Source organism: Actinoplanes regularis (assembly GCF_900188005.1).
In the GTDB taxonomy this organism is placed as follows: Bacteria; Actinomycetota; Actinomycetes; order Mycobacteriales; family Micromonosporaceae; genus Actinoplanes; species Actinoplanes regularis.
In genome coordinates this window covers 865,168-883,832 of the sequence record NZ_FZNR01000002.1, presented here as the reverse complement: position 1 = coordinate 883,832, position 18,665 = coordinate 865,168, and the positions used below count along the sequence as shown (strand labels likewise).

The following is an 18,665-nucleotide window of genomic DNA, read 5'->3' as shown; positions in this document are numbered from 1 at the left end:
GCGCGAAGGGGGCAATCGAACTTACTCCTGCCCGGCAACTCGCGACGAGGCGGCCTGGGATTCACCGCATCGTTCGAGCCTTTCAGAAACGAGCGGCGGGGTGCGGATGTTCCGGCTAAGCGGCCAGCCGGCCCCGCTCCAGTCCGGCCGCGCGGGTGTTCCCACCGACGCCGCGGTACACCCGGCGGATGATCGAGACGAGGGCGTCGGAGACCTCCTCCGGGCGCTCCAGCGGCAGCATGTGCCCGGCCCCGGCCAGGACATACAGCTCGGCGCTGGGCAGCGCGGCGGTGATCGACTCGGCACACGCCGGCGGGGTCAGCCGGTCCCGGTCCCCGACCAGCACGGCGGCCGGCATGTTCCCGAGCTTTGCCAGGGTGTCCAGCCGCTGCTGCGTCCCGATCGACTCCCGGAAGCCGCCGATCGAGCGCAGCGACGTCCGGCCCACGCTGCGCAGGGTCAGGCTCAGGTCGTCCTCGGCGCAGCGGTCGCCGAAGAGCAGCCAGCGCAGGGCGGGGGCCAGGGCGGGCAGTACGGCCCGGTGCGGCCGCCAGACGCCGGAACGGGCCAGCACGCCGGCGCCGAAGGTCTCGCCCATCCGCATCAGCCCGGCCACCGGGTCCGGGAGGCCGTACCGGGTGTGGGTGTGGCCCTCCGCGGTGGTGGAGACCAGCAGCAGGCCGGCCACCCGGTCGGCGAACTCGGCGGAGTGGCGGTGGGCGTACTCCATGATCGTCATACCGCCCATCGAGTGCCCGGCGAGCACCACCGGCCCGGCCGGCGCCAGCCGCCGCAGCACCTCGGCCAGGTCGTCGCCGAGCTGATCCAGGGTGGCCGAGCTGCGCCGGGTGGCGGAGGAGCGGCCGTGCCCCCGGGCGTCGTACGCGATCACTCTCGGTGCCCGCAGGCCGAGCCCGTCCAGCGTCTGCGCCTGATGCCGCCAGGTTCGCCGATCCAGGCACCAGCCGTGCAGCAGGACCACGGTCACCCGGGCGTCCGCCGGGCCGGAGAGCTCGGCATGCAGGCGCGCGCCGTCGGGGAGCAGGATGTCGGTTCGTTCGGACACGGGCACCTCCGCGTGATTCACGCCCCCGCATGTACCCACGGGTAATAATCATCACTCGCGGTTACTTGAAATCGCTAGCGTCCATAACGGTCGCCGTGAGTTGCCTCGCAATTACTTTCCCTGGCCGTCCGGGTCGCGAGAATCGACGACATGACAGCCATCCGAGCCGCCCGGGCCACCACCCCGGGCACCGCCCTGGGTGAACTCATCACGGGCAACAAGCGATTCGTGTACGGAAAGCCACACTACGGTCATAATGTCACCCAGGCCGCCGCCACGGCCGGTGGGCAGCAGCCGCACGCGGTCGTGCTGGGCTGCATCGACTCACGGGTGCCGCTCGAGGCGATCTTCGACCAGCCGTTCGGCTCGATCTGCGTGGCCCGCTCGGGCGCGCACGTGCTCGACCGGTCGATGCTCGGTTCGGTGGAGTTCGCGGTGTCGTCGCTCGGCGTCTCGCTCGCCGTGGTGGTGGGACACAAGCGCTGCGGCGCGGTGACCGCCACGGTCGGTGCGGTGCGCTCCGGCGCCCGTCCGGAGGGCGACGTCGGCTATCTGGTGGGAGAGATCGCCTCCGCGGCGGACGGGATCGACCTGGACGACCCGTCGGCGACCGATCAGGTGGTCCGGGCGCACGTGATCCGCACCGCGCAGCGGCTGCGGGAGAGCGATGGGCTGGCGGCGTCGGTCGCCGAGGGCCGGCTCGACGTGGTCGGCGCGATCTACGACCTGGACACCGGGTGGGTGGAGTTCCTCAGCAAACCTTGATCCGTATGTGCTGATCATCGCCAGACGCGAAAAGGCACCTCCCGGTGAGAACCGGGAGGTGCCTTCTTTCAGCGAGGCTGCTCAGCCCTCGAAGACACCGGCGTCGACGAGCCGCTGCTCGGCGTCGGCCCAGCCGTGTCCCGGGTTGCTGGTGTGCAGCGCGGTCAGCTCGGCACGGATCTTGGTGCCGTGGCCGGCACCGGCCAGCACCCGGATCTCCTCGACGAAAGCGTCGGAGGCGGTCGAGAGGTGGGTGGTCTTGCCGTTGGTCAGGTTGCGCACGTACGCGTAACGGCCGTTGGCGAGCGGGATGAGGTACTTGTACTCACCGAGCACGCTGAGGGCGCCACCGGTGCTCTGGCCGGCGCGGACTGATGCGCGGGCGGTCTTTGAGGTGTTGCTCGCCACGGCGGTACTCCTTGAGGAAAAGCTTGAGCAGATAAAAAGGCCGTATCAACTCTACACGACCGCTGGTGAACCGTGCCGTCGGAGCAGGTACGGGCGTTGGACTGGATATGCCACTACGACTGGTCCCGCAGTCGATGTTGCGGATTCTCTGGCGCACCATCCGTACCAACCGGCATCATGGGACACGATCAACCGCGGTCGAGGTCGTAGGGGAAGACGCACCTCGGTCTCCGGGAGGTCACCGTGCCAACGTGTGGCGTCGTATACGTCCACTCAACCCCGCTCGCCGTGTGCCAGCACGTCGAATGGGCCATAGCGCGCGTCCTGACCGCGCCGGTCAACCTGCAATGGACCGTGCAGCCGGTCGACCCCAGCATGCGCCGAGCCGAGTGCAGCTGGACCGGACGCGCGGGAACTGGCGCCGAGCTGGCTGCTGCCCTCCGGCAGTGGCCCATGATCCGTTTTGAGGTGACCGAGGAACCCAGCCCGGGACTGGACGGCGAGCGCTTCATGCACGTCCCCGGCCGAGGGCTGTTCCACGGCACGATGGGCGCCTCGGGCGACATCCAGATCGGCGAGGACAGGCTGCGCGCCATCATGGCGTCCGCCCGGGCTCCGGAGGCGCTGGCGCACGCGCTGGAACGGGCGCTCGGCACGGCCTGGGACGCGGAGCTGGAGCCGTACCGGTACGCCGGCGACGGGGCCCCGGTCACGCTGCTCACCCGGGTGGGGTAGGGGGATCGCGTGGCGGCGCTTTCCGTGACCTGATTCGATGGCGATCGTGAAAAAGTTCTCCCGCGTCGCATTTGTCGCCCCGTTGCTTCTGTTCGCCGGAGCCTGCGGGGACGGTGCCAAGGCTCCGCAGGGTGCCGCGTCGAACGGCCCCCCGGGCGGCCCCCTCACGGCCTCCGCCTCCGCCCCGATCTCCGAGTCGGCGTCCGCACCGCCGATCGACCCGGCGGTGCGGGCCGCGGACACGGTGGCCCGGCTCACCGACGAGGACCTGGCCGGCCAGGTGCTGATGCCCTACGCCTACGGCGGCTCGGCCACCCAGGTGGACGCCGGAGCGGCGGCCGGCAACCGGCAGCTGGCCGGCGTGAACACGCCGGCCGAGATGATCGTCAAGTACCGGCTCGGCGGCCTGATCCTGGTCTCCTTCACCCAGCAGGACCCGACCGGCAAGACGAACCCCACGTCGAACGTGGAGAATCCGAAACAGGTCCGGGCGCTCACCGACGGCCTGCAGGCGGCGGCCCGGCAGCTGCCCGCCGCGGCCCCGCTGATGATCGGTACCGACCAGGAGTACGGCGTGGTGACCCGGATCACCGACGGGGTCACCCTGCTCCCGTCGGCGCTCGCCATGGGCGCCGCCGGCAAGCCGGAGCTGACCGAGGCGGCCTGGCGCGCGGCCGGCGAGGAGCTGGCCGCGATGGGCGTCACGGTCGACTTCGCCCCCGTCGCCGACACCCTCGGAGCGGCCGGAAGCGCGGTGATCGGATCCCGGTCGTACGGATCGGACCCCAAGGCCAACGCCGCTCAGGTCGCCGCCGCCGTCCGTGGCATGCAGGCCGGCGGGGTGGCATCCGCCCTCAAGCACTTCCCGGGTCACGGGCACACCAGCGGGGACAGCCACGACGAGCTGCCGGTGATCAAGCAGAGCGCGGCCGCCTGGCGGGCCCAGGACCTGCCGCCGTTCCAGGCCGGCGTGCAGGCCGGTGCCGGCTTGGTGATGTCCGGCCACCTGGACCTGCAGGCGGTGGACAAGGGGGTGGCCGCCACCTTCTCCCACAAGGTGATGACCGGCGTGCTGCGCGGCGAGCTGAAGTTCACCGGGGTGGCGATCACCGACGCGATGAACATGGCGCCGGCGAAGAAGTGGCCGGCCGGTGAGGCGGCCGTCCGCGCTCTCAACGCGGGCAACGACATGCTGCTCATGCCGCCGGACATCGGTGCCGCCCGGGACGGCATCCTGGCCGGGCTGAAGAGCGGCGCGCTGAAGCGGGAGCGGCTGGTCGAGGCGGTCACCCGGATCCTCACCCTCAAGTTCCGGACCGCGGCCACCCCGCAGCCGGACCTGTCCGTGGTCGGCTCCGCCGCGCACCAGCAGGCGGTCTCCGCGCTGGACGCGGCCTCGATCACGGTGCTGCGCGGGCGCTGCTCCGGGCCGCTGGTCAGCGGGGCGGTCACGGTGACCGCGCCGTCGTCGCGCGAACTGGCCCGGGCGAACCTGGTCAAGGCGCTCCAGGCGGCCGGGGTCCAGGTGCAGGCCGCGGGCGGGGCGGAGATCCGCCTGGTGGGGTACGGCGACAAGCCGATCGACCTGTCCCCGGACGCGGCGGTGACCGTGATGATGGACCTGCCCGGGCTGCTCGCCTACGCCAAGTCACCGACCCTGCTGGCGACGTACTCGTCCAGCAAACTGTCGCTGGACGCGCTGGCCGCGGTGCTCGCCGGTAAGGCCCCCGCGCCGGGTAAATCGCCGGTCGCGGTCGCCGGACTGCCCCGCAGCGCCTGCGTGAAGTAGGTCTACAGGGGAATGTTGCCGTGGGCGCCGCGGGCGGGCGGCGCCGCGGCCAACGCCTCGGCGATCCGCCGGCGGGTCTCCTCCGGCCGGATGACGGCGTCGACCAGCCCGTCGGGCTTCTCGACCTGGTCCCGGGCCAGCCGCTCGTGGAGGGCGTCGCGCTCGTCGGGCGGTGCGGCCGCGATCCGCCGGTGGTGCAGGATGGGCACCGCCTCGGCGGGATCGTGCACGGCCAGTTTCGTGCCGGGCCAGGCGAACACCGCGGAGGCGCCGAGGGCGGTGGAGTTCATGGCGAGGTAGGCGCCGCCGTACGCGCGGCGGGTCAGCAGGGTCACCCGGGGCACCACCGCCTCGGCGAAGGCGTGCAGCAGCTGGACGCCGCTCACCACCACGCCGTCCGGTTCCCGGCCCTGGCCGGAGAGGTAGCCCGGGGTGTCCACGAGCACGATCAACGGCAGCGCCAGGGCGTCGCACATGCGGACGAAGCGGGCGGCCTTCTCGGCGCCGTCCGCGTCGAGGCAGCCGTCCAGGTGGTCGGGGTTGTTCGCGACCACCCCGACCGTGCGGCCGGCGAAACGGCCCAGCGTGGTCACCACGTTCGGGGCCCAGGAGGCGTGCAGCTCCAGGCCGTCGCCGTCGAGCAGGGCACGGATCAATGGGCGTACGTCATAGGCCTGGTCCGTCCCCACCGGCAACAGTGAGTCGAGCGGCCGGCCCAGGGTGCTGCCCGGCCTGACGTCCGCCGGCGTCAGCCGGCCCGGGTGGCCCAGCATCCGGACCGTGCGGCGGCTCTCGGCCACCGCGGTCGCGTCGTCGTCGGTGATCAGGTGTGCGGCGTGCGTGGCGCCACCCGTACTCGTGATCACGATGTCGGTGAGGGCCGAGGCGTACGCGGCGCTGCCGGCCGTCGGCCCGAGCAGCACCGAGACCTGCGGGATCCGGCCGGAGGCCCGCACCGTCGCGGCGAAGACCTGACCGGCCGCGTCGAGGGCGGCCATGCCCTCGTCGAGCCGGGCCCCACCGGAGTGCCAGACGCCGACCACCGGAACGCGTTCGCGGACCGCCAGGTCGATCGCCTCGACGATGCGCCGGCAGCCCCGCACGCCGACGGCGCCGCCCATCCGGGTGGCGTCGGTGGCGAAGGCGACGGCGGGCGTGCCGTCGACCGACCCGCGGGCGTGCAGCACCCCCGAGTCGTCCCCGGCGGCGAGCAGCCGCATGGTGTCGTGGTCGAAGAAGGCGCGCAGCCGCGATTGCGGGTCGCGGTTCACGGCTCCTCCTTCATGCGGACGGGCTCCCAGGGCACAGCCCCGGGAGCCCGTCCCAACTCTTCCTGGTCAGGAACGCGTGAAGACCAGGGCCACGTTGTGGCCACCGAAACCGAACGAGTTGTTCATCGCGGCCGCGATCTCCAGTGGACGGGCCTTGTGCGCCGCCACGTCGAGGTCGAGCCGGTCGTCCGGGTCGTCGAGGTTGATGGTGGGGGGAACCACGCCGTCGCGGATCGCCAGGATGGTGGCGATCGACTCCAGCGCGCCCGCCGCGCCCAGCAGGTGTCCGGTCATCGACTTCGTCGAGGTGATCACCGGGTGGCTGCCGAGAGCGGCCTTGATGCCCTTGATCTCGCCCATGTCGCCGACCGGGGTCGAGGTTGCGTGCGCGTTGACGTGCACGATGTCGGCGCCGGTCAGACCGGCGTCGCGGACCGCCATCCGCATCGCCCGGATCCCGCCGTTGCACTCCGGGTCGGGCTGGACGATGTCGTAGCCGTCCGAGGTGATCCCGGCACCGGCGAGGCGGGCGTACACGGTGGCCCCACGGGCGGCCGCGTGGTCGGCGCGCTCCAGGATCAGCGCGCCGGCGCCCTCACCGAGGACGAACCCGTCCCGGTTCTTGTCCCAGGGCCGGGACGCCCGCTCCGGGTCGTCGTTCCGCGTCGACATGGCGCGCATCGAGGCGAAACCGGCGATCGGCAGCGGGTGGATGACGGCCTCGGTGCTGCCGGCCACCACCACGTCGGCCCGGCCGGCCCGGATCAGGTCGAGACCCAGGGCGACCGCCTCGGCGCCGGTGGCGCAGGCGCTGGCCATGGCCCGGACCCCGGCCCGGGCACCGAGCTCCAGCCCGACGTACGCCGCCGGGCCGTTCGGCATGAGCATCGGCACCGTGTGCGGGCTGACCCGGCGCGGCCCGGACTGCTCCAGGACGTCGTCCTGGTCGAGCATGGTGATCGCGCCACCGATACCGCTGCCGAAGCTGACCGCGAGGCGCTCCGGGTCCAGGCCGGTGCCGGCCAGGCCGGCGTCGGCCCAGGCCTCGTTGGCGGCGACGATGGCCATCGCCTCACTGCGGTCCAGTCGCCGCATCCTGACCCGCTCGATCACTTCCGCCGGGTCGACGGCGATCTGCGCGGCGATACGTACGGCCAGTTGCCCGGCCCACTCCTGGGTGAGCGGACTCACCCCGGAGCGGCCGGCGAGCATAGCGTCCCAAGTGGACGCGACGTCCCCGCCCAGCGGGGTCGTCGCGCCGAGCCCGGTGACGACGACGTCTACAGTGCTCATCTCAGGCGTTCGCCGTGATGTAGTTGACGGCATCGCCGACGGTCTTCAGGTTCTGCACCTCGTTGTCCGGGATCTTGACGCCGAACTTCTCCTCGGCCGCCACCACGACCTCGACCATCGACAGCGAGTCGACGTCCAGGTCATCGGTGAACGACTTGCCCTCGGCGACGTCCTCCGGGTTCACGCCGGCGACCTCCTCGAGGATCTCGGCGAGGCCGGAGGTGATCTCTTCGCGAGTAGCCATGGTTGTTGTTTTTCCTCTCGAAACCGATGCTCGAAACTGGTGTTACTAACAGGACACGGGCAGTCGCCGCTACGGGCAGCGGACGACCTGACCGGCGTAGGTGAGGCCACCGCCGAAGCCGAACAGCAGCACCGGCGCCCCGGAGGGCACCTCGCGGCGCTCGATCAGCTTGGACAGGGCCAGCGGCACGCTCGCCGCGGAGGTGTTCCCGGACTCGACCAGGTCCTTGGCGACGATCACGTCCGGGCCGAGGCCCAGCCGCTTGACGATGCCGTCGATGATCCGGGTGTTCGCCTGGTGCGGCACGAAAGCGGCCAGCTCGGACGGCTCGATCCCGGCCCGCTTGCACGCCTCGATGGCGAACGGGGCGAGCTCGGTGGTCGCCCAGCGGAAGACCACCTGGCCCTCCTGCTTGATGTACGGCTGCCAGCCCTCGATCCGCAGCACGTCGCCCTTGTCCGGGGCCGAGCCCCAGAGCACCGGGCCGACGCCGGGCTGCTCACCCTCCGGCACGGCGGAGACCACCGCGGCGCCCGCGGCGTCGCCGAACAGCACCGCGGTGGTGCGGTCCGACCAGTCGGTGACGTCGGAGAGCTTCTCCGCGCCGATCACCAGGGCGTTGCGGGCGGCACCGGCCCGGATCGCGTGGTCGGCGCTGCCCAGCGCGTAGGAGAAGCCGGAACAAGCGGTGTTCAGGTCGTACGCGGCCGGGGCGGCGATGCCGAGCTTGTTCGCCACCCGGGTGGCGACGTTCGGGCAGCGGTCGATCGACGAGCAGGTCGCGACCACGACCAGGTCGATGTCGGCGGCGGCGAGCCCGGAGGCGGCCAGCGCTTTCTCGGCCGCGTAGGTGGCCATGTCGGCGACCGTCTCGGTGTCCGCGATCCGGCGCTCGGCGATGCCGACCCGGCTCCGGATCCACTCGTCGTTGGTCTCCAGGGTCCTGGTCAGATCCTCGTTGGTGACCACACGCGAGGGCTGGTAGTGGCCCATCGCGACGATGCGGGAACCCGCGATCATCCTGTTCCTCCTTCTGTCGCGACTGAGCGCGTCAGTGCTGTGGCGTGGCGTGGCGGGCGATCAGATCGCGCGCGGCGGGCAGATCGTCCGGTGTGTTCAGCGTGACGATCTCCGGAGCGCCGTCGCCCTTGAGCTCGCGCTTGACCAGGCCGGCGAGGGTGCCGGCCGGGGGCAGCTCGATGACCCCGGTGACGCCGAGGTCCTTGAGGGTGCGCATGCACAGGTCCCACCGGACCGGCGCGGTGACCTGGCGCACCAGCCGGCTCACCATCTCCGGGCCGCCGGTGACGGCCGTGCCGTCCAGGTTCGACAGCAGGGTGCGGGCCGGGTCGTGGGCGGTCACCCCGCCCGCGGCGGCGGCCAGCGCCGCCTCGGCGGGCGCCATGTACGGCGTGTGGAACGCTCCGGCCACCTGCAGCGCGATCACCCGCGCCTTGGCCGGCGGAGCGGCCGCGAAGTCGGCCAGCGCGGGCAGCGCCCCGGCGACGACGATCTGGCCCGCGCCGTTCCGGTTCGCCGGGTGCAGCCCGTGCTTCTCGATGGTGGCGAGCACCTCGTCCGGGTCGCCGCCGAGCACGGCGGACATCCCGGTCGGCTCCAGGGCGCAGGCCGCGGCCATCTCCCGGCCACGGACCCCGGCCAGCGTGATGGCGTCCTCGGCGGACAGCACACCCGCGACCGCGGCGGCACCGAGCTCGCCGACGCTGTGGCCGGCGACCACGCCGACCAGCTCCAGCGGCAGCTGCTCGGCGGCGAGCAGGGCGGCCGCGATCAGCAGCGGCTGGGTCCGGGCGGTGTCCTTGATCTCGTCGGCGTCGGCGTCGGTGCCGAGGTGAACGAGGTCGACCCCGGCGAGCGCGGACCACGCGGTGAGGCGGGTCGCGGCGTCGGGGAGTTCGAGCCAGGGGGTCAGAAAGCCGGGCTTCTGGGAACCCTGGCCAGGTGAGAGTACGGCGAGCACGGTGACGACTCTTCCCGATCGGAGGGCGTTCCGGGGTTGCCGGGTGCAACGAAACCCTACGACAAGCCTTGTAGGAAACCTACAAAACGTGGGGTAAGTTGCCCTGGTTAGACACTATTCCTCGGTCTGTTCGTTAGTGGTAGCCCTGTGTGACTCACGCCGCAGGATCCAGGCGCCCGATGCTCAGGGCCATCCGCAGCGCGAAGGCGTCCCGGCCGTCCAGCGGGGAGAGCGCGGTGACCTCGGTGATCCGCCGCAACCGATAACGAACCGTGTTCGGATGCACGTAGAGCTCCCGGGCCGCACTCTCCAGTACCCCGCCCGCGGCGAAGAACGCGTCCAGCGTCTCCAGCAGGCCCCCGCCCGCCCGGGCCAGCGCGGCGTACACGTCGTGGCGGAGTTTCCGGCGGGCGTCCAGGTCGCCGGCGAGAGCCCGCTCCGGCAACAGGTCGTCGGCGGCCACCGGGGTCGGTGCGCCCGGCCAGGCCGGCGCGGCCCGGAAGCCGGCCAGCGCGGCCCGGGCCGACTCGGTGGCCTGCTCCAGGGTCGGCACGGCCGGCCCGGCCACGATCGGCCCCTCGCCGAAACCCGAGCTCAGCGCGGCCGCGGTGGCCACCGGGTCGGCCGCACCGCCGACCACCGCGACCAGCCGGTCGCCGTGCAGGCCGCCGATCAGCTCGAGCCGGGCCCGGCGGGCGGCCCGGTAGAGCGCGTGCAGCACCGCCGTGATGTCGCCGCCGGGCGAGCGACCCACCACCACCGCCACCGGCGGCGAGTCCACCCAGCCCAGCGCGGCCGCCCGGCTGGCCAGCACGTCCGACGAGTCGCCCCGGAGCAGAGCGTCGACCAGCATCGCCTGCAACCGGGCGTCCCACGCGCCGCGGGACTCGGCGGCCCGGGCGTAGACCCGGGCGGCGGAGAAGGCGATCTCCCGGGAGAACCGCAGGATCGCCTGGAGCAGCAGGTCCCGCTCGCCCTTGGCGGCGAAGCCGGGCACCTCGGCCTCGGCGACGTCGATGGTGACCTTGACCAACTGCACGGTCTGGGTCAGCGTGATGGCCCGGGCCAGCGCGCGTGGCGCGGCGGCGAACACCTCGTCGGAGATCTCCTGGGTGCTGGCCGCCACGGTCGCGCCCGAGCGCAGCCACTCGACCAGGGACCGCACGCCGGCCTGTGCGACGAGCATCACCCAGGACCGTTGATCGGCCGGCAGTGCCCGGAACCATGGCAGTGTCTCGTCCATCCGGGCCACCGCGGAACTCGCCAGGGCTCCCGCGTGCCGCTCGATCCGGCGCAATGTCGCAGGTTGCAGCGGGTTCGTAGAGGTTTCCGGCGAGGATTCGATGCTTCGGCTGTCCGCCACCTGCCCAGAGTGTCACGCCGCCTCCGGGCGATGCGAACCTGACGCTTTCGTTACTTTTATAACGATTATCGGATGTAGCGGTGCGCCTCTCCCGCGATTCCTGTCAGTGACCTGGCATCGTGTCGGACTAGTGCCTCCCGGTCGGGGTTCAACCTTGGCCCGGGAGTGCCGATGAAGAGACGGTGCCGAAGAAGCGACTCAGGACCGATATCGAGGATCGAGGAGGGGCGATGATGGAACGGGACGACGCGACGCGTGCCGAGATCGATCCCGCCCTTGAAGAGCTGCCACCGGTCGCCGACGAGGAGCCGATCGCCGTGTCGGAGCCGGGCCGGGTCGGTTGCCGCACCGAGCTGCGGGGCTGGGCGGGTGCCCACCTGCACGGTGCCGTGCGCCCTCGCCGCCGGGCCGCGGGCCGCGGCCGCCCACCCGGCCGTTGGTGCTGACTCGGGGCTGACTACTTCCGGCTCGGGGCATTCGTGGCTTTCGCGTGCGCCGGGTAGTTTTCCGCTCGCCTCGTTCGAGTGAGTGCGAGCGGTGGCCCGGGCGCGTTTCGCCTACCGGAGCGGCGCCGCTGGTCAGGTGAACAGGTGGACGACAAGAGACGGCTGATCCTGGACCAGGCGCTCGCCCTGGTGGACGAGCGAGGGCTGGCCGCCATGTCGATGCGGGCGGTGGCCGAGCGGGTCGGGCTCACGTCGATGGCGCTCTACCCGTACGTCGGTGGCAAGGATTCCCTGCTCGACGGTCTGGTCGATCTTCTGCACCTGGAGTTGGGCACGTCGGTCGGCGATGATCTCGCGGAGATCGACTGGCGGAAGCGGCTGCGCGCGCTGGGCCGGGCGGTGCGCTCGCTCGCCCGCGCCCACCCCGGCGCCTTCCCCCTGCTGTTGAACCGCGCCGCGGCCGGATCCTCGTCGTACTGGCTGACCGCGGCCCTGCGCGGCATCCTGCACGACGCCGGGGTGAGCGACCGGGAGGTCCCGCGGCTGGCCCGGATGATCTGCGCCTTCCTCCTCGGTTACACCACCGGGGAGATCACCGGCGGCCTGCCCGCCGGAGCCCCACCGGGCCCCACGGAGGACCGGGGGAAGGAAGAACGCGGGCTCGATCCGGCCGCGACGGAGGCGGAGTTCGACGCCGACCTGGAAGATCTGGCCGCTCTCGTCGAACAGGCCGCCGGCCCCCACGACGGTCTTTCGAGGTGCGAAATACCGCGGTGAGGGCCGGTTCGTACGGCGTTGCTCGGGTAGGCGTCAGATGCGCCGGCGGATCAGGAAGGCCATCCCGGCCAGGCCGCTGAGGATGACCAGCAGGATCGCGCCGTTCAGCAGGAGCAGGCGGCGCATCTCGCCGAAGACCTGGCTCGCGCCGGTCACCGGGTCGAGCTCGGACGAGTTGAGGTTCTCCCCGATCCCGCCGCCGATGCCGCCGTTGACCACGTCGGGCTTCTCCTTGAGCGCCGCGCCGCTGAGCCGCAGCGACTCGGACATGGAGAGCCGGCCGTAGAACCAGCCGTCGGTCTTCGTCCCGGACGGCTGGTTGGCCGGCCGGTGTGCCCGGGGACCGCCGGTGGCCAGCGGGTACAGGTCGTACAGCTGGGTCGCCTTCTCCTTGATCAGGACCTTGATGGTGAACCTCGGGCCCAGTTTGTCCTTCTTGGGCGCCGCGGTCTGGGGGGTGGCCGACGCGAGCCAGCCCACCTCCTCCATCAGCATCCGGAAGAGCTTCGGGTCCTCGGCCTGCAGGACCTTGATGCCTTCCGCCGGCACCTTGTCGCCGGTCAGCAGGATCGTGTCCGGCTGCGGCTTCGGCTTGGTCGCCGCGACCGTGTCGTTCTTCTCGGCCGCCACGGCCGGAGCCGCACCGAGCGTCACGGCCGCCGCGATCGCCAGCGCGATCGCCGCGGCCATCCGTTTCATCGCCTGTCGAACCACCATCCGACCTCCCCCGTCCGTGGATGACATGGCTACGTGGACTGCTGCTCGTGCACCGGTGATGACCGGCGCCCGGCATCAGCCTCCAGCCTTCCCGAGCACCAACCCGGCCGCATCTCGCGGCAGGGTGAATTGGAGCCATTTGGCGGGACGAACGCGGAGGACGGTAAAGCCGTTGATCAGCGGCCGAAATATTACCCAGTCCCCGCAATCGATGGGGGCGGTGGCCACCCATGTAGCGGACCGCATCACCGCATTCGACGACCAGCTATGGTGGCCGGCCGTCAAATGCGGTAGAAGGGGGCCTGATCAGGCGGAAAGGCGAGCCTTGGCGGCGGCGATCCGGGACAGGGTCCGCTCCCGGCCCAGCACCTCGATCGACTCGAACAGCGGCAGGCCGATGGTGCGACCGGTGACCGCGACCCGGACCGGCGCCTGGGTCTTGCCGAGCTTCAGCCCGCGTGCCTCGCCGACCTGCTCCAAAGCGGTCTTGAGCGCCTCGGCGGTCCAGTCGGTGAGGTCGGCGAAGGCGGCCGCGGTGCCGTCGAGAATGTCCACTGCGCCCTCCTTCATGGCCTTCGCCCAGGACGCCTCGTCTCGCACCGGTTCGTCGAGGAAGAGGAAGTCGACGTACTCCACGATCTCGGAGAGCACCGCGATCCGGGTCTGCGCCAGCGGGGCGATCGTGGTGAAGACCTCGGAGTCGAACTTCTCCGGCGACCACGGCGGGGCCGGGATGGTCTCGGTGCCGGACAGCCACGGCGCGCAGACCTGGGTGAACTCGCTCGGGGTGAGGGCCCGGATGTACTCGCCGTTGAACGCGCGCAGCTTCTTGACGTCGAAGAACGCCGGGGCGTGGTTGACGTCCTCGATCCGGTACTCCGCCTCGACCACCGACCACGGGACGATCTCCCGGTCGCCGGTGGGCGCCCAGCCGAGCAGCATCAGGTAGTTGCGCATCGCGGCGGCGAGGTAGCCCTCGTCGCGGTACGACTCCAGGGCGACCTTGTCGCGGCGCTTGGACAGCTTCTGGCGCTTCTCGTTGACGATCACCGGGACGTGGCCCCAGACCGGGGGAGTGACGCCGAGCGCCTCCCAGAGCAGCTGCTGCTTCGGCGTGTTCGGCAGGTGCTCCTCGGCGCGGAACACGTGGGTGATCCCCATGCTCATGTCGTCGACCACGTTGGCCAGCAGGAACACCGCCGAGCCGTCGCTGCGGGCGATGACGAAGTCCTCGAGCAGCTTGTTGTCGAAGGTGGGCTTGCCGCGGACCAGGTCCTCGACGACTGTCTCGCCCTCGTCCGGCGTGCGGAAGCGCAGCGCGCGCCCCTCGCCCGGGCCGAGCGCGCGCTCGCGGCAGAACCCGTCGTAGCCGGTGTGCGAGTTGCCGGTGCGGGCGACCGCGTCCTCGCGCTTGCAGTCGCAGTAGTACGCCTTGCCCTCGCCGTAGAGCCGGGTGGCGGCGGCGGTGTGGTCGGCCGCGTAGGACGACTGGTAGTAGGGGCCCTCGTACGTCCCGCGTTCGATGCCGATCCAGTCCAGCGCCGAGATGATGCCCTCGGTCCACTCGGGCCGGTTGCGGGCCGCGTCGGTGTCCTCGATCCGGAGCACGAAGACACCGCCGTGCTGCTGGGCGTAAATCCAGTTCTGTAGCGCCGAGCGGGCGCCGCCGACGTGGAACATGCCAGTGGGTGAGGGGGCGAAACGTACGCGAACAGTCACCGCCACAGCGTACCGAGACTCACGAGGGGAATTTGACATGGCGGTGACGAACGGCGTACTTTACCGATCAGTTAATTAAAGAGTCGGTTAAATAAGGAGCTGGGGATCATGGGCAAGGTGGTCGCGGTGGAGTACGTGACGCTCGACGGCGTCTTCGAGGAGCCGGCCTGGAGCGGCCCCTATTTCAACGAGGAGCTCAGCGGCTGGCAGGCGGAGAACCTGCGCGAGGCCGACGCGCTGCTGCTCGGCCGGCACACCTACGAGGGCTTCAAGGCCGCCTGGCCGCAGATGGAGGCGACGACCGGGGACTTCGGGGTGAAGATGAACTCGATGCCCAAGCACGTGGCGACCACGACGCTGAGCACGCCGGAGTGGAACGCGTCGTTCCTCGAGGGCGAGGTGGCGGACGCCGTGGCCGAGCTCCGGGCCCGCCCGGGCACCCTGCTGATCAACGGCAGCGCGAGCCTGGTGAACTACCTGACCCGGCACAACCTGATCGACGAGTACCGGATCATGATCTTCCCGGTGGTGCACGGCGAAGGGCGCCGGCTCTGGGCGGACGGCACCAGGATCGCGCTGTCGCTGCGCGAGAGCTGGCAGACCAAGACCGGCGTCCAGGTGGTCACCTACGTGCCGGCCTGAGACGAAAACGGGGCCCGGCGCGTCTCGCGCCGGACCCCGTTCAGATCAGTCGATCAGCTGTCGCCGCCGGTCTCACCGACCGGTGCCGCGTTGACGTCGTCGATCGCGTACTTCTTGGCGGCCTCGCCCGGTACGTGCGCCGGCACCTTGCCGCGCAGCGCGAGCTCGCGCAGCGTGGCGACGGTGACCGACTCGCCGTCCACGTGGAAGTGGCGGCGCAGCGCGTGCCGGGTGTCGCTCATGCCGAAGCCGTCGGTACCCAGCGAGGTGTAGCCGTTCGGCACCCAGCGGGCGATCAGGTCGGGCACCGCCCGCATCCAGTCGCTGACCGCCACCGACGGGCCCTCGCTCGCCTCCAGCTTCTGCTGGATGTACGGCTTGCGCGGCTCGTCGCTCGGGTGGAGCAGGTTGTGCTCCTCGGCCTCGATGGCGTCGCGGCGCAGCTCCGTCCAGGAGGTGACCGACCAGACGTCGGCGCTGACCCCCCAGTCCTGGGCGAGCAGTTCCTGCGCCTTGAGCGCCCAGCGCATGCCCGTGCCGGAGGCCAGGATCTGCGCCTTCGGACCCTTGCCGACCGAGCTCTTCGAGTACAGGTAGATGCCCTTGAGCAGGCCCTCCACGTCGACATCCGCGGGCTCGGCGGGCTGGATCGCCGGCTCGTTGTAGATGGTCAGGTAGTAGAAGATGTTCTCCTGCTGCTCGCCGTACATGCGATGCAGGCCGTTCTCCATGATGTGCGCGATCTCGTACGCGAACGCCGGGTCGTACGCCACCACGGCCGGGTTCGTCGCCGCGATCAGCAGCGAGTGCCCGTCCTCGTGCTGCAGGCCCTCACCGTTCAGCGTGGTCCGCCCGGCGGTGGCGCCGAGCAGGAAGCCGCGGGTCATCTGGTCGGCGGCCGCCCAGAGCTCGTCGGCGGTCCGCTGGAAGCCGAACATCGAGTAGAAGATGTACAGCGGGATCATCGGCTCGTCGTGCGTCGCGTACGACGTACCGGCCGCGATGAAGCTCGCGGTCGACCCGGCCTCGTTGATGCCCTCGTGCAGGATCTGGCCGTTCGTCGCCTCCTTGTAGGACAGGAAGAGCTCCCGGTCCACCGAGGTGTACGTCTGGCCGTGCGGCGAGTAGATCTTCTTGGTCGGGAAGAGTGAGTCCATGCCGAAGGTACGGGCCTCGTCCGGGATGATCGGCACCCACCGGGCGCCGAACTCCTTGTCCTTCATCAAGTCCTTGAGCAGGCGGACGAAGGCCATCGTGGTGGCCACCTTCTGCTTGCCGCTGCCCCGCTTGACGTCGCTGAACGCCTTCGAGTCCGGGATCTGCAGCGACTTCGCCCTGGTGCGCCGGGACGGGATCGACCCGCCCAGGTCGCGGCGCCGCTCGAGCATGTACTGGTACTCGTCGGACTTCTCGCCGGGGTGGTAGTACGGCGGGAGGTACGGGTTCTCCTCGAGCTGCTTGTCGCTGATGTCGAGGTAGAGCCGGTCCCGGAAGCCCTTGAGGTCCGGCAGGGTCAGCTTCTTCATCTGGTGCGTGGCGTTGCGGGCCTCGAAGTGCGAGCCCAGCGTCCAGCCCTTGATGGTCTTGGCGAGGATCACCGTCGGCTGGCCGGTGTGCTCGGTGGCCGCCTTGTAGGCCGCGTAGAGCTTGCGGTAGTCGTGACCGCCGCGCTTGAGGTTCCACACCTCGTCGTCGGTCATGTGCTCGACCAGCTTGCGGGTGCGCGGGTCACGGCCGAAGAAGTGCTCCCGCACGTACGCCCCGGACTCGCCCTTGTAGGTCTGGTAGTCACCGTCGGGCGTCGCGTTCATCAGGTTGACCAGCGCGCCGTCGGTGTCCGCGGCGAGCAGCGAGTCCCACTCCCGGCCCCAGACGACCTTGATCACGTTCCACCCGGCGCCGCGGAAGAAGGCCTCCAGCTCCTGGATGACCTTGCCGTTGCCGCGCACCGGGCCGTCGAGGCGCTGCAGGTTGCAGTTCACCACGAAGGTGAGGTTGTCCAGCTCCTCGCGGGCGGCCACGCCGATCGCGCCGAGCGACTCGACCTCGTCCATCTCGCCGTCGCCGAGGAAGGCCCAGACGTTCTGCTGGCTGGTGTCCTTGATGCCGCGATTGTGCAGGTAACGGTTGTATCGGGCCTGGTAGATCGCGTTCATCGGGCCGAGGCCCATGCTGACGGTCGGGAACTCCCAGAAGTTCGGCATCAGCCGGGGGTGCGGGTACGACGGGAGGCCGCCGCCCGGGTGGCTCAGCTCCTGGCGAAAGCCGTCCAGCTGGTCGGTGCTCAGGCGGCCCTCGAGGTACGCCCGGGCGTACATGCCGGGGGAGGCGTGACCCTGGAAGAAGATCTGGTCGCCGCCGCCCGGGTGGTCCTTGCCCCGGAAGAAGTGGTTCATGCCGACTTCGTAGAGGCTGGCGCTGGACGCGTACGACGAGATGTGGCCTCCGACGCCAATCTCGGGACGCTGCGCGCGGTGCACCATCATGGCGGCGTTCCACCGGACGTAGGCCCGGATCCGCCGCTCGACGAACTCGTCACCCGGGAACCAGGGCTCGCGCTCCGGGGGAATGGTGTTGATGTAGTCGGTGGACGTCAGTGGCGGAACGCCCACCTGTCGTTCGCGAGCGCGCTCCAGCAGGCGCAACATCACGTAACGGGCTCGTTTTGCGCCCCGCTCGTCGATGACTCCGTCGAGGGACTCGACCCACTCGTTCGTTTCCGAGGGGTCGATGTCCGGAAGTTGGCTCGGCAGGCCATCGCTGATCACCGGGCGCTTACGCTCCGTGGCCACAGGCAATCCTCTTGGTTGAGTGTCGGAACCGGTGCGATCCAGGTGGCGTATCGCCCGGAGGTCTCCCATCCTGCCCCTTAACGGTGGGCGTCGTCACGCCTAACGGTTCGTGCAGCGATACGCGACACATGTACTGACCGGTAACTTTGTGAATCACCCTTGTAGAAACGAGAAGCGGACCTGCCGTGTGGGGTTGTCGCCGTTCGGATCGACCAGGCAGATCGATTGCCAGGTGCCGAGCGCGATCCGGCCGGCGACCACCGGGAGCGTCGCGTACGGCGGGATCCAGGCCGGCAGCACATGATCACGGCCGTGCCCGCGCGAACCGTGCCGGTGCCGCCACTTGTCCTCGGCCGGCAGCAGGTCGTCGATCGCGGTGAGCAGGTCGTCGTCGGAGCCCGCGCCGGTCTCGATGATCGCCAGCCCGGCGGTCGCGTGCGGCACGAAGACGTGCAGCAGGCCGTCCTGCTCGGACGCGACGAAGGCCTCCGCCTCACGGGTGATGTCGACGACGACGGGGGAGCTCCCGGTCCGTACGGTGATCACTTCGGTACGCATCCGCCGAGCCTATTCGCCCGGACGGACCATCGCGGACGGTGACGCTCGAAGATCGACACGCATGATCGGGTTTTCGGCGGGTGGCAGGGCTCGCCCGGG

At 70.7% G+C, this 18,665-nt stretch carries 18 protein-coding genes; 6 read left to right on the top strand and 12 right to left on the bottom strand.

Annotated features, from left to right (window positions below; all coding sequences use genetic code 11):
* Positions 1-115: 115 nt before the first annotated feature.
* Positions 116-1,066 carry an alpha/beta fold hydrolase gene (locus CHC09_RS09105; protein ID WP_089292669.1) on the bottom strand — a complete coding sequence of 317 codons (951 nt, stop codon included), beginning with the start codon at positions 1,064-1,066 and terminating at the stop codon, positions 116-118.
* Positions 1,067-1,216: 150 nt separating this feature from the next.
* On the opposite strand from CHC09_RS09105, the gene CHC09_RS09100 reads away from it, so the two are divergent.
* Positions 1,217-1,831 carry a carbonic anhydrase gene (locus CHC09_RS09100; protein WP_089292510.1) on the top strand — a complete coding sequence of 205 codons (615 nt, stop codon included), beginning with the start codon at positions 1,217-1,219 and terminating at the stop codon, positions 1,829-1,831.
* Between the two features lie 81 nt (positions 1,832-1,912).
* Here the strand turns inward: CHC09_RS09100 and CHC09_RS09095 are convergent, their stop codons facing one another.
* Positions 1,913-2,239: a hypothetical protein gene (locus tag CHC09_RS09095; RefSeq protein ID WP_089292509.1), complete on the bottom strand. Its 327-nt coding sequence runs from the start codon at positions 2,237-2,239 to the stop codon at positions 1,913-1,915.
* 243 nt (positions 2,240-2,482) lie between these two features.
* Here CHC09_RS09095 and CHC09_RS09090 point away from each other — a divergent pair, with 243 nt between their 5' ends.
* Together CHC09_RS09090 and CHC09_RS09085 are read left to right on the top strand one after the other, a co-directional pair.
* On the top strand, positions 2,483-2,974 hold the full coding sequence (locus CHC09_RS09090) for a DUF3145 domain-containing protein (RefSeq protein ID WP_089292508.1): 492 nt from the start codon (positions 2,483-2,485) through the stop codon (positions 2,972-2,974).
* A gap of 37 nt (positions 2,975-3,011) precedes the next feature.
* Positions 3,012-4,763 (top strand): glycoside hydrolase family 3 protein, encoded by a 1,752-nt coding sequence (locus CHC09_RS09085; RefSeq protein ID WP_089292507.1) that lies wholly within the window; start codon positions 3,012-3,014, stop codon positions 4,761-4,763.
* Positions 4,764-4,765: 2 nt separating this feature from the next.
* Here the strand turns inward: CHC09_RS09085 and CHC09_RS09080 are convergent, their stop codons facing one another.
* The 6 genes from CHC09_RS09080 to CHC09_RS09055 form a co-directional block, all read right to left on the bottom strand.
* Positions 4,766-5,983, bottom strand: a complete 1,218-nt coding sequence (locus tag CHC09_RS09080; protein WP_089292668.1) for a carboxyl transferase domain-containing protein — start codon at positions 5,981-5,983, stop codon at positions 4,766-4,768.
* 117 nt (positions 5,984-6,100) lie between these two features.
* Entirely contained in the window at positions 6,101-7,327 is a 1,227-nt protein-coding gene (fabF, locus tag CHC09_RS09075; protein WP_089292506.1) for a beta-ketoacyl-ACP synthase II, read from the bottom strand.
* A gap of 1 nt (position 7,328) precedes the next feature.
* Positions 7,329-7,571, bottom strand: coding sequence for an acyl carrier protein (locus CHC09_RS09070; RefSeq protein ID WP_089292505.1), 243 nt, complete (start codon positions 7,569-7,571; stop codon positions 7,329-7,331).
* A 69-nt stretch (positions 7,572-7,640) separates the two neighbouring features.
* Positions 7,641-8,588: a beta-ketoacyl-ACP synthase III gene (locus CHC09_RS09065; protein ID WP_179277006.1), complete on the bottom strand. Its 948-nt coding sequence runs from the start codon at positions 8,586-8,588 to the stop codon at positions 7,641-7,643.
* A gap of 34 nt (positions 8,589-8,622) precedes the next feature.
* The gene (locus CHC09_RS09060) at positions 8,623-9,552 is read right to left on the bottom strand and encodes an ACP S-malonyltransferase (protein WP_089292503.1); all 930 of its coding nucleotides are present in this window, start codon (positions 9,550-9,552) and stop codon (positions 8,623-8,625) included.
* Between the two features lie 154 nt (positions 9,553-9,706).
* Positions 9,707-10,897 carry a PucR family transcriptional regulator gene (locus tag CHC09_RS09055; RefSeq protein ID WP_275407854.1) on the bottom strand — a complete coding sequence of 397 codons (1,191 nt, stop codon included), beginning with the start codon at positions 10,895-10,897 and terminating at the stop codon, positions 9,707-9,709.
* A gap of 248 nt (positions 10,898-11,145) precedes the next feature.
* Between CHC09_RS09055 and CHC09_RS09050 the strand changes: the two genes are divergently transcribed.
* Positions 11,146-11,361 (top strand): hypothetical protein, encoded by a 216-nt coding sequence (locus CHC09_RS09050; RefSeq protein WP_089292502.1) that lies wholly within the window; start codon positions 11,146-11,148, stop codon positions 11,359-11,361.
* A gap of 144 nt (positions 11,362-11,505) precedes the next feature.
* Positions 11,506-12,138 carry a TetR/AcrR family transcriptional regulator gene (locus CHC09_RS09045; RefSeq protein ID WP_089292501.1) on the top strand — a complete coding sequence of 211 codons (633 nt, stop codon included), beginning with the start codon at positions 11,506-11,508 and terminating at the stop codon, positions 12,136-12,138.
* Between the two features lie 33 nt (positions 12,139-12,171).
* On the opposite strand, the gene CHC09_RS48340 is transcribed toward CHC09_RS09045, so the two are convergent.
* Positions 12,172-12,855, bottom strand: coding sequence for a hypothetical protein (locus CHC09_RS48340; protein ID WP_089292500.1), 684 nt, complete (start codon positions 12,853-12,855; stop codon positions 12,172-12,174).
* Positions 12,856-13,161: 306 nt separating this feature from the next.
* A complete protein-coding gene (gene gltX / locus CHC09_RS09035) occupies positions 13,162-14,574 on the bottom strand; it encodes a glutamate--tRNA ligase (RefSeq protein ID WP_089292666.1) in 1,413 nt (470 codons plus the stop codon).
* A 108-nt stretch (positions 14,575-14,682) separates the two neighbouring features.
* Here gltX and CHC09_RS09030 point away from each other — a divergent pair, with 108 nt between their 5' ends.
* Positions 14,683-15,216, top strand: a complete 534-nt coding sequence (locus CHC09_RS09030; RefSeq protein WP_089292499.1) for a dihydrofolate reductase family protein — start codon at positions 14,683-14,685, stop codon at positions 15,214-15,216.
* A gap of 53 nt (positions 15,217-15,269) precedes the next feature.
* On the opposite strand, the gene aceE is transcribed toward CHC09_RS09030, so the two are convergent.
* Together aceE and CHC09_RS09020 are read right to left on the bottom strand one after the other, a co-directional pair.
* Complete coding sequence (gene aceE, locus CHC09_RS09025) at positions 15,270-18,008, bottom strand: pyruvate dehydrogenase (acetyl-transferring), homodimeric type (RefSeq protein WP_089292498.1); 2,739 nt, start codon at positions 18,006-18,008, stop codon at positions 15,270-15,272.
* A gap of 153 nt (positions 18,009-18,161) precedes the next feature.
* Positions 18,162-18,566, bottom strand: a complete 405-nt coding sequence (locus CHC09_RS09020; protein WP_089292497.1) for a YjbQ family protein — start codon at positions 18,564-18,566, stop codon at positions 18,162-18,164.
* Positions 18,567-18,665 lie beyond the last annotated feature (99 nt).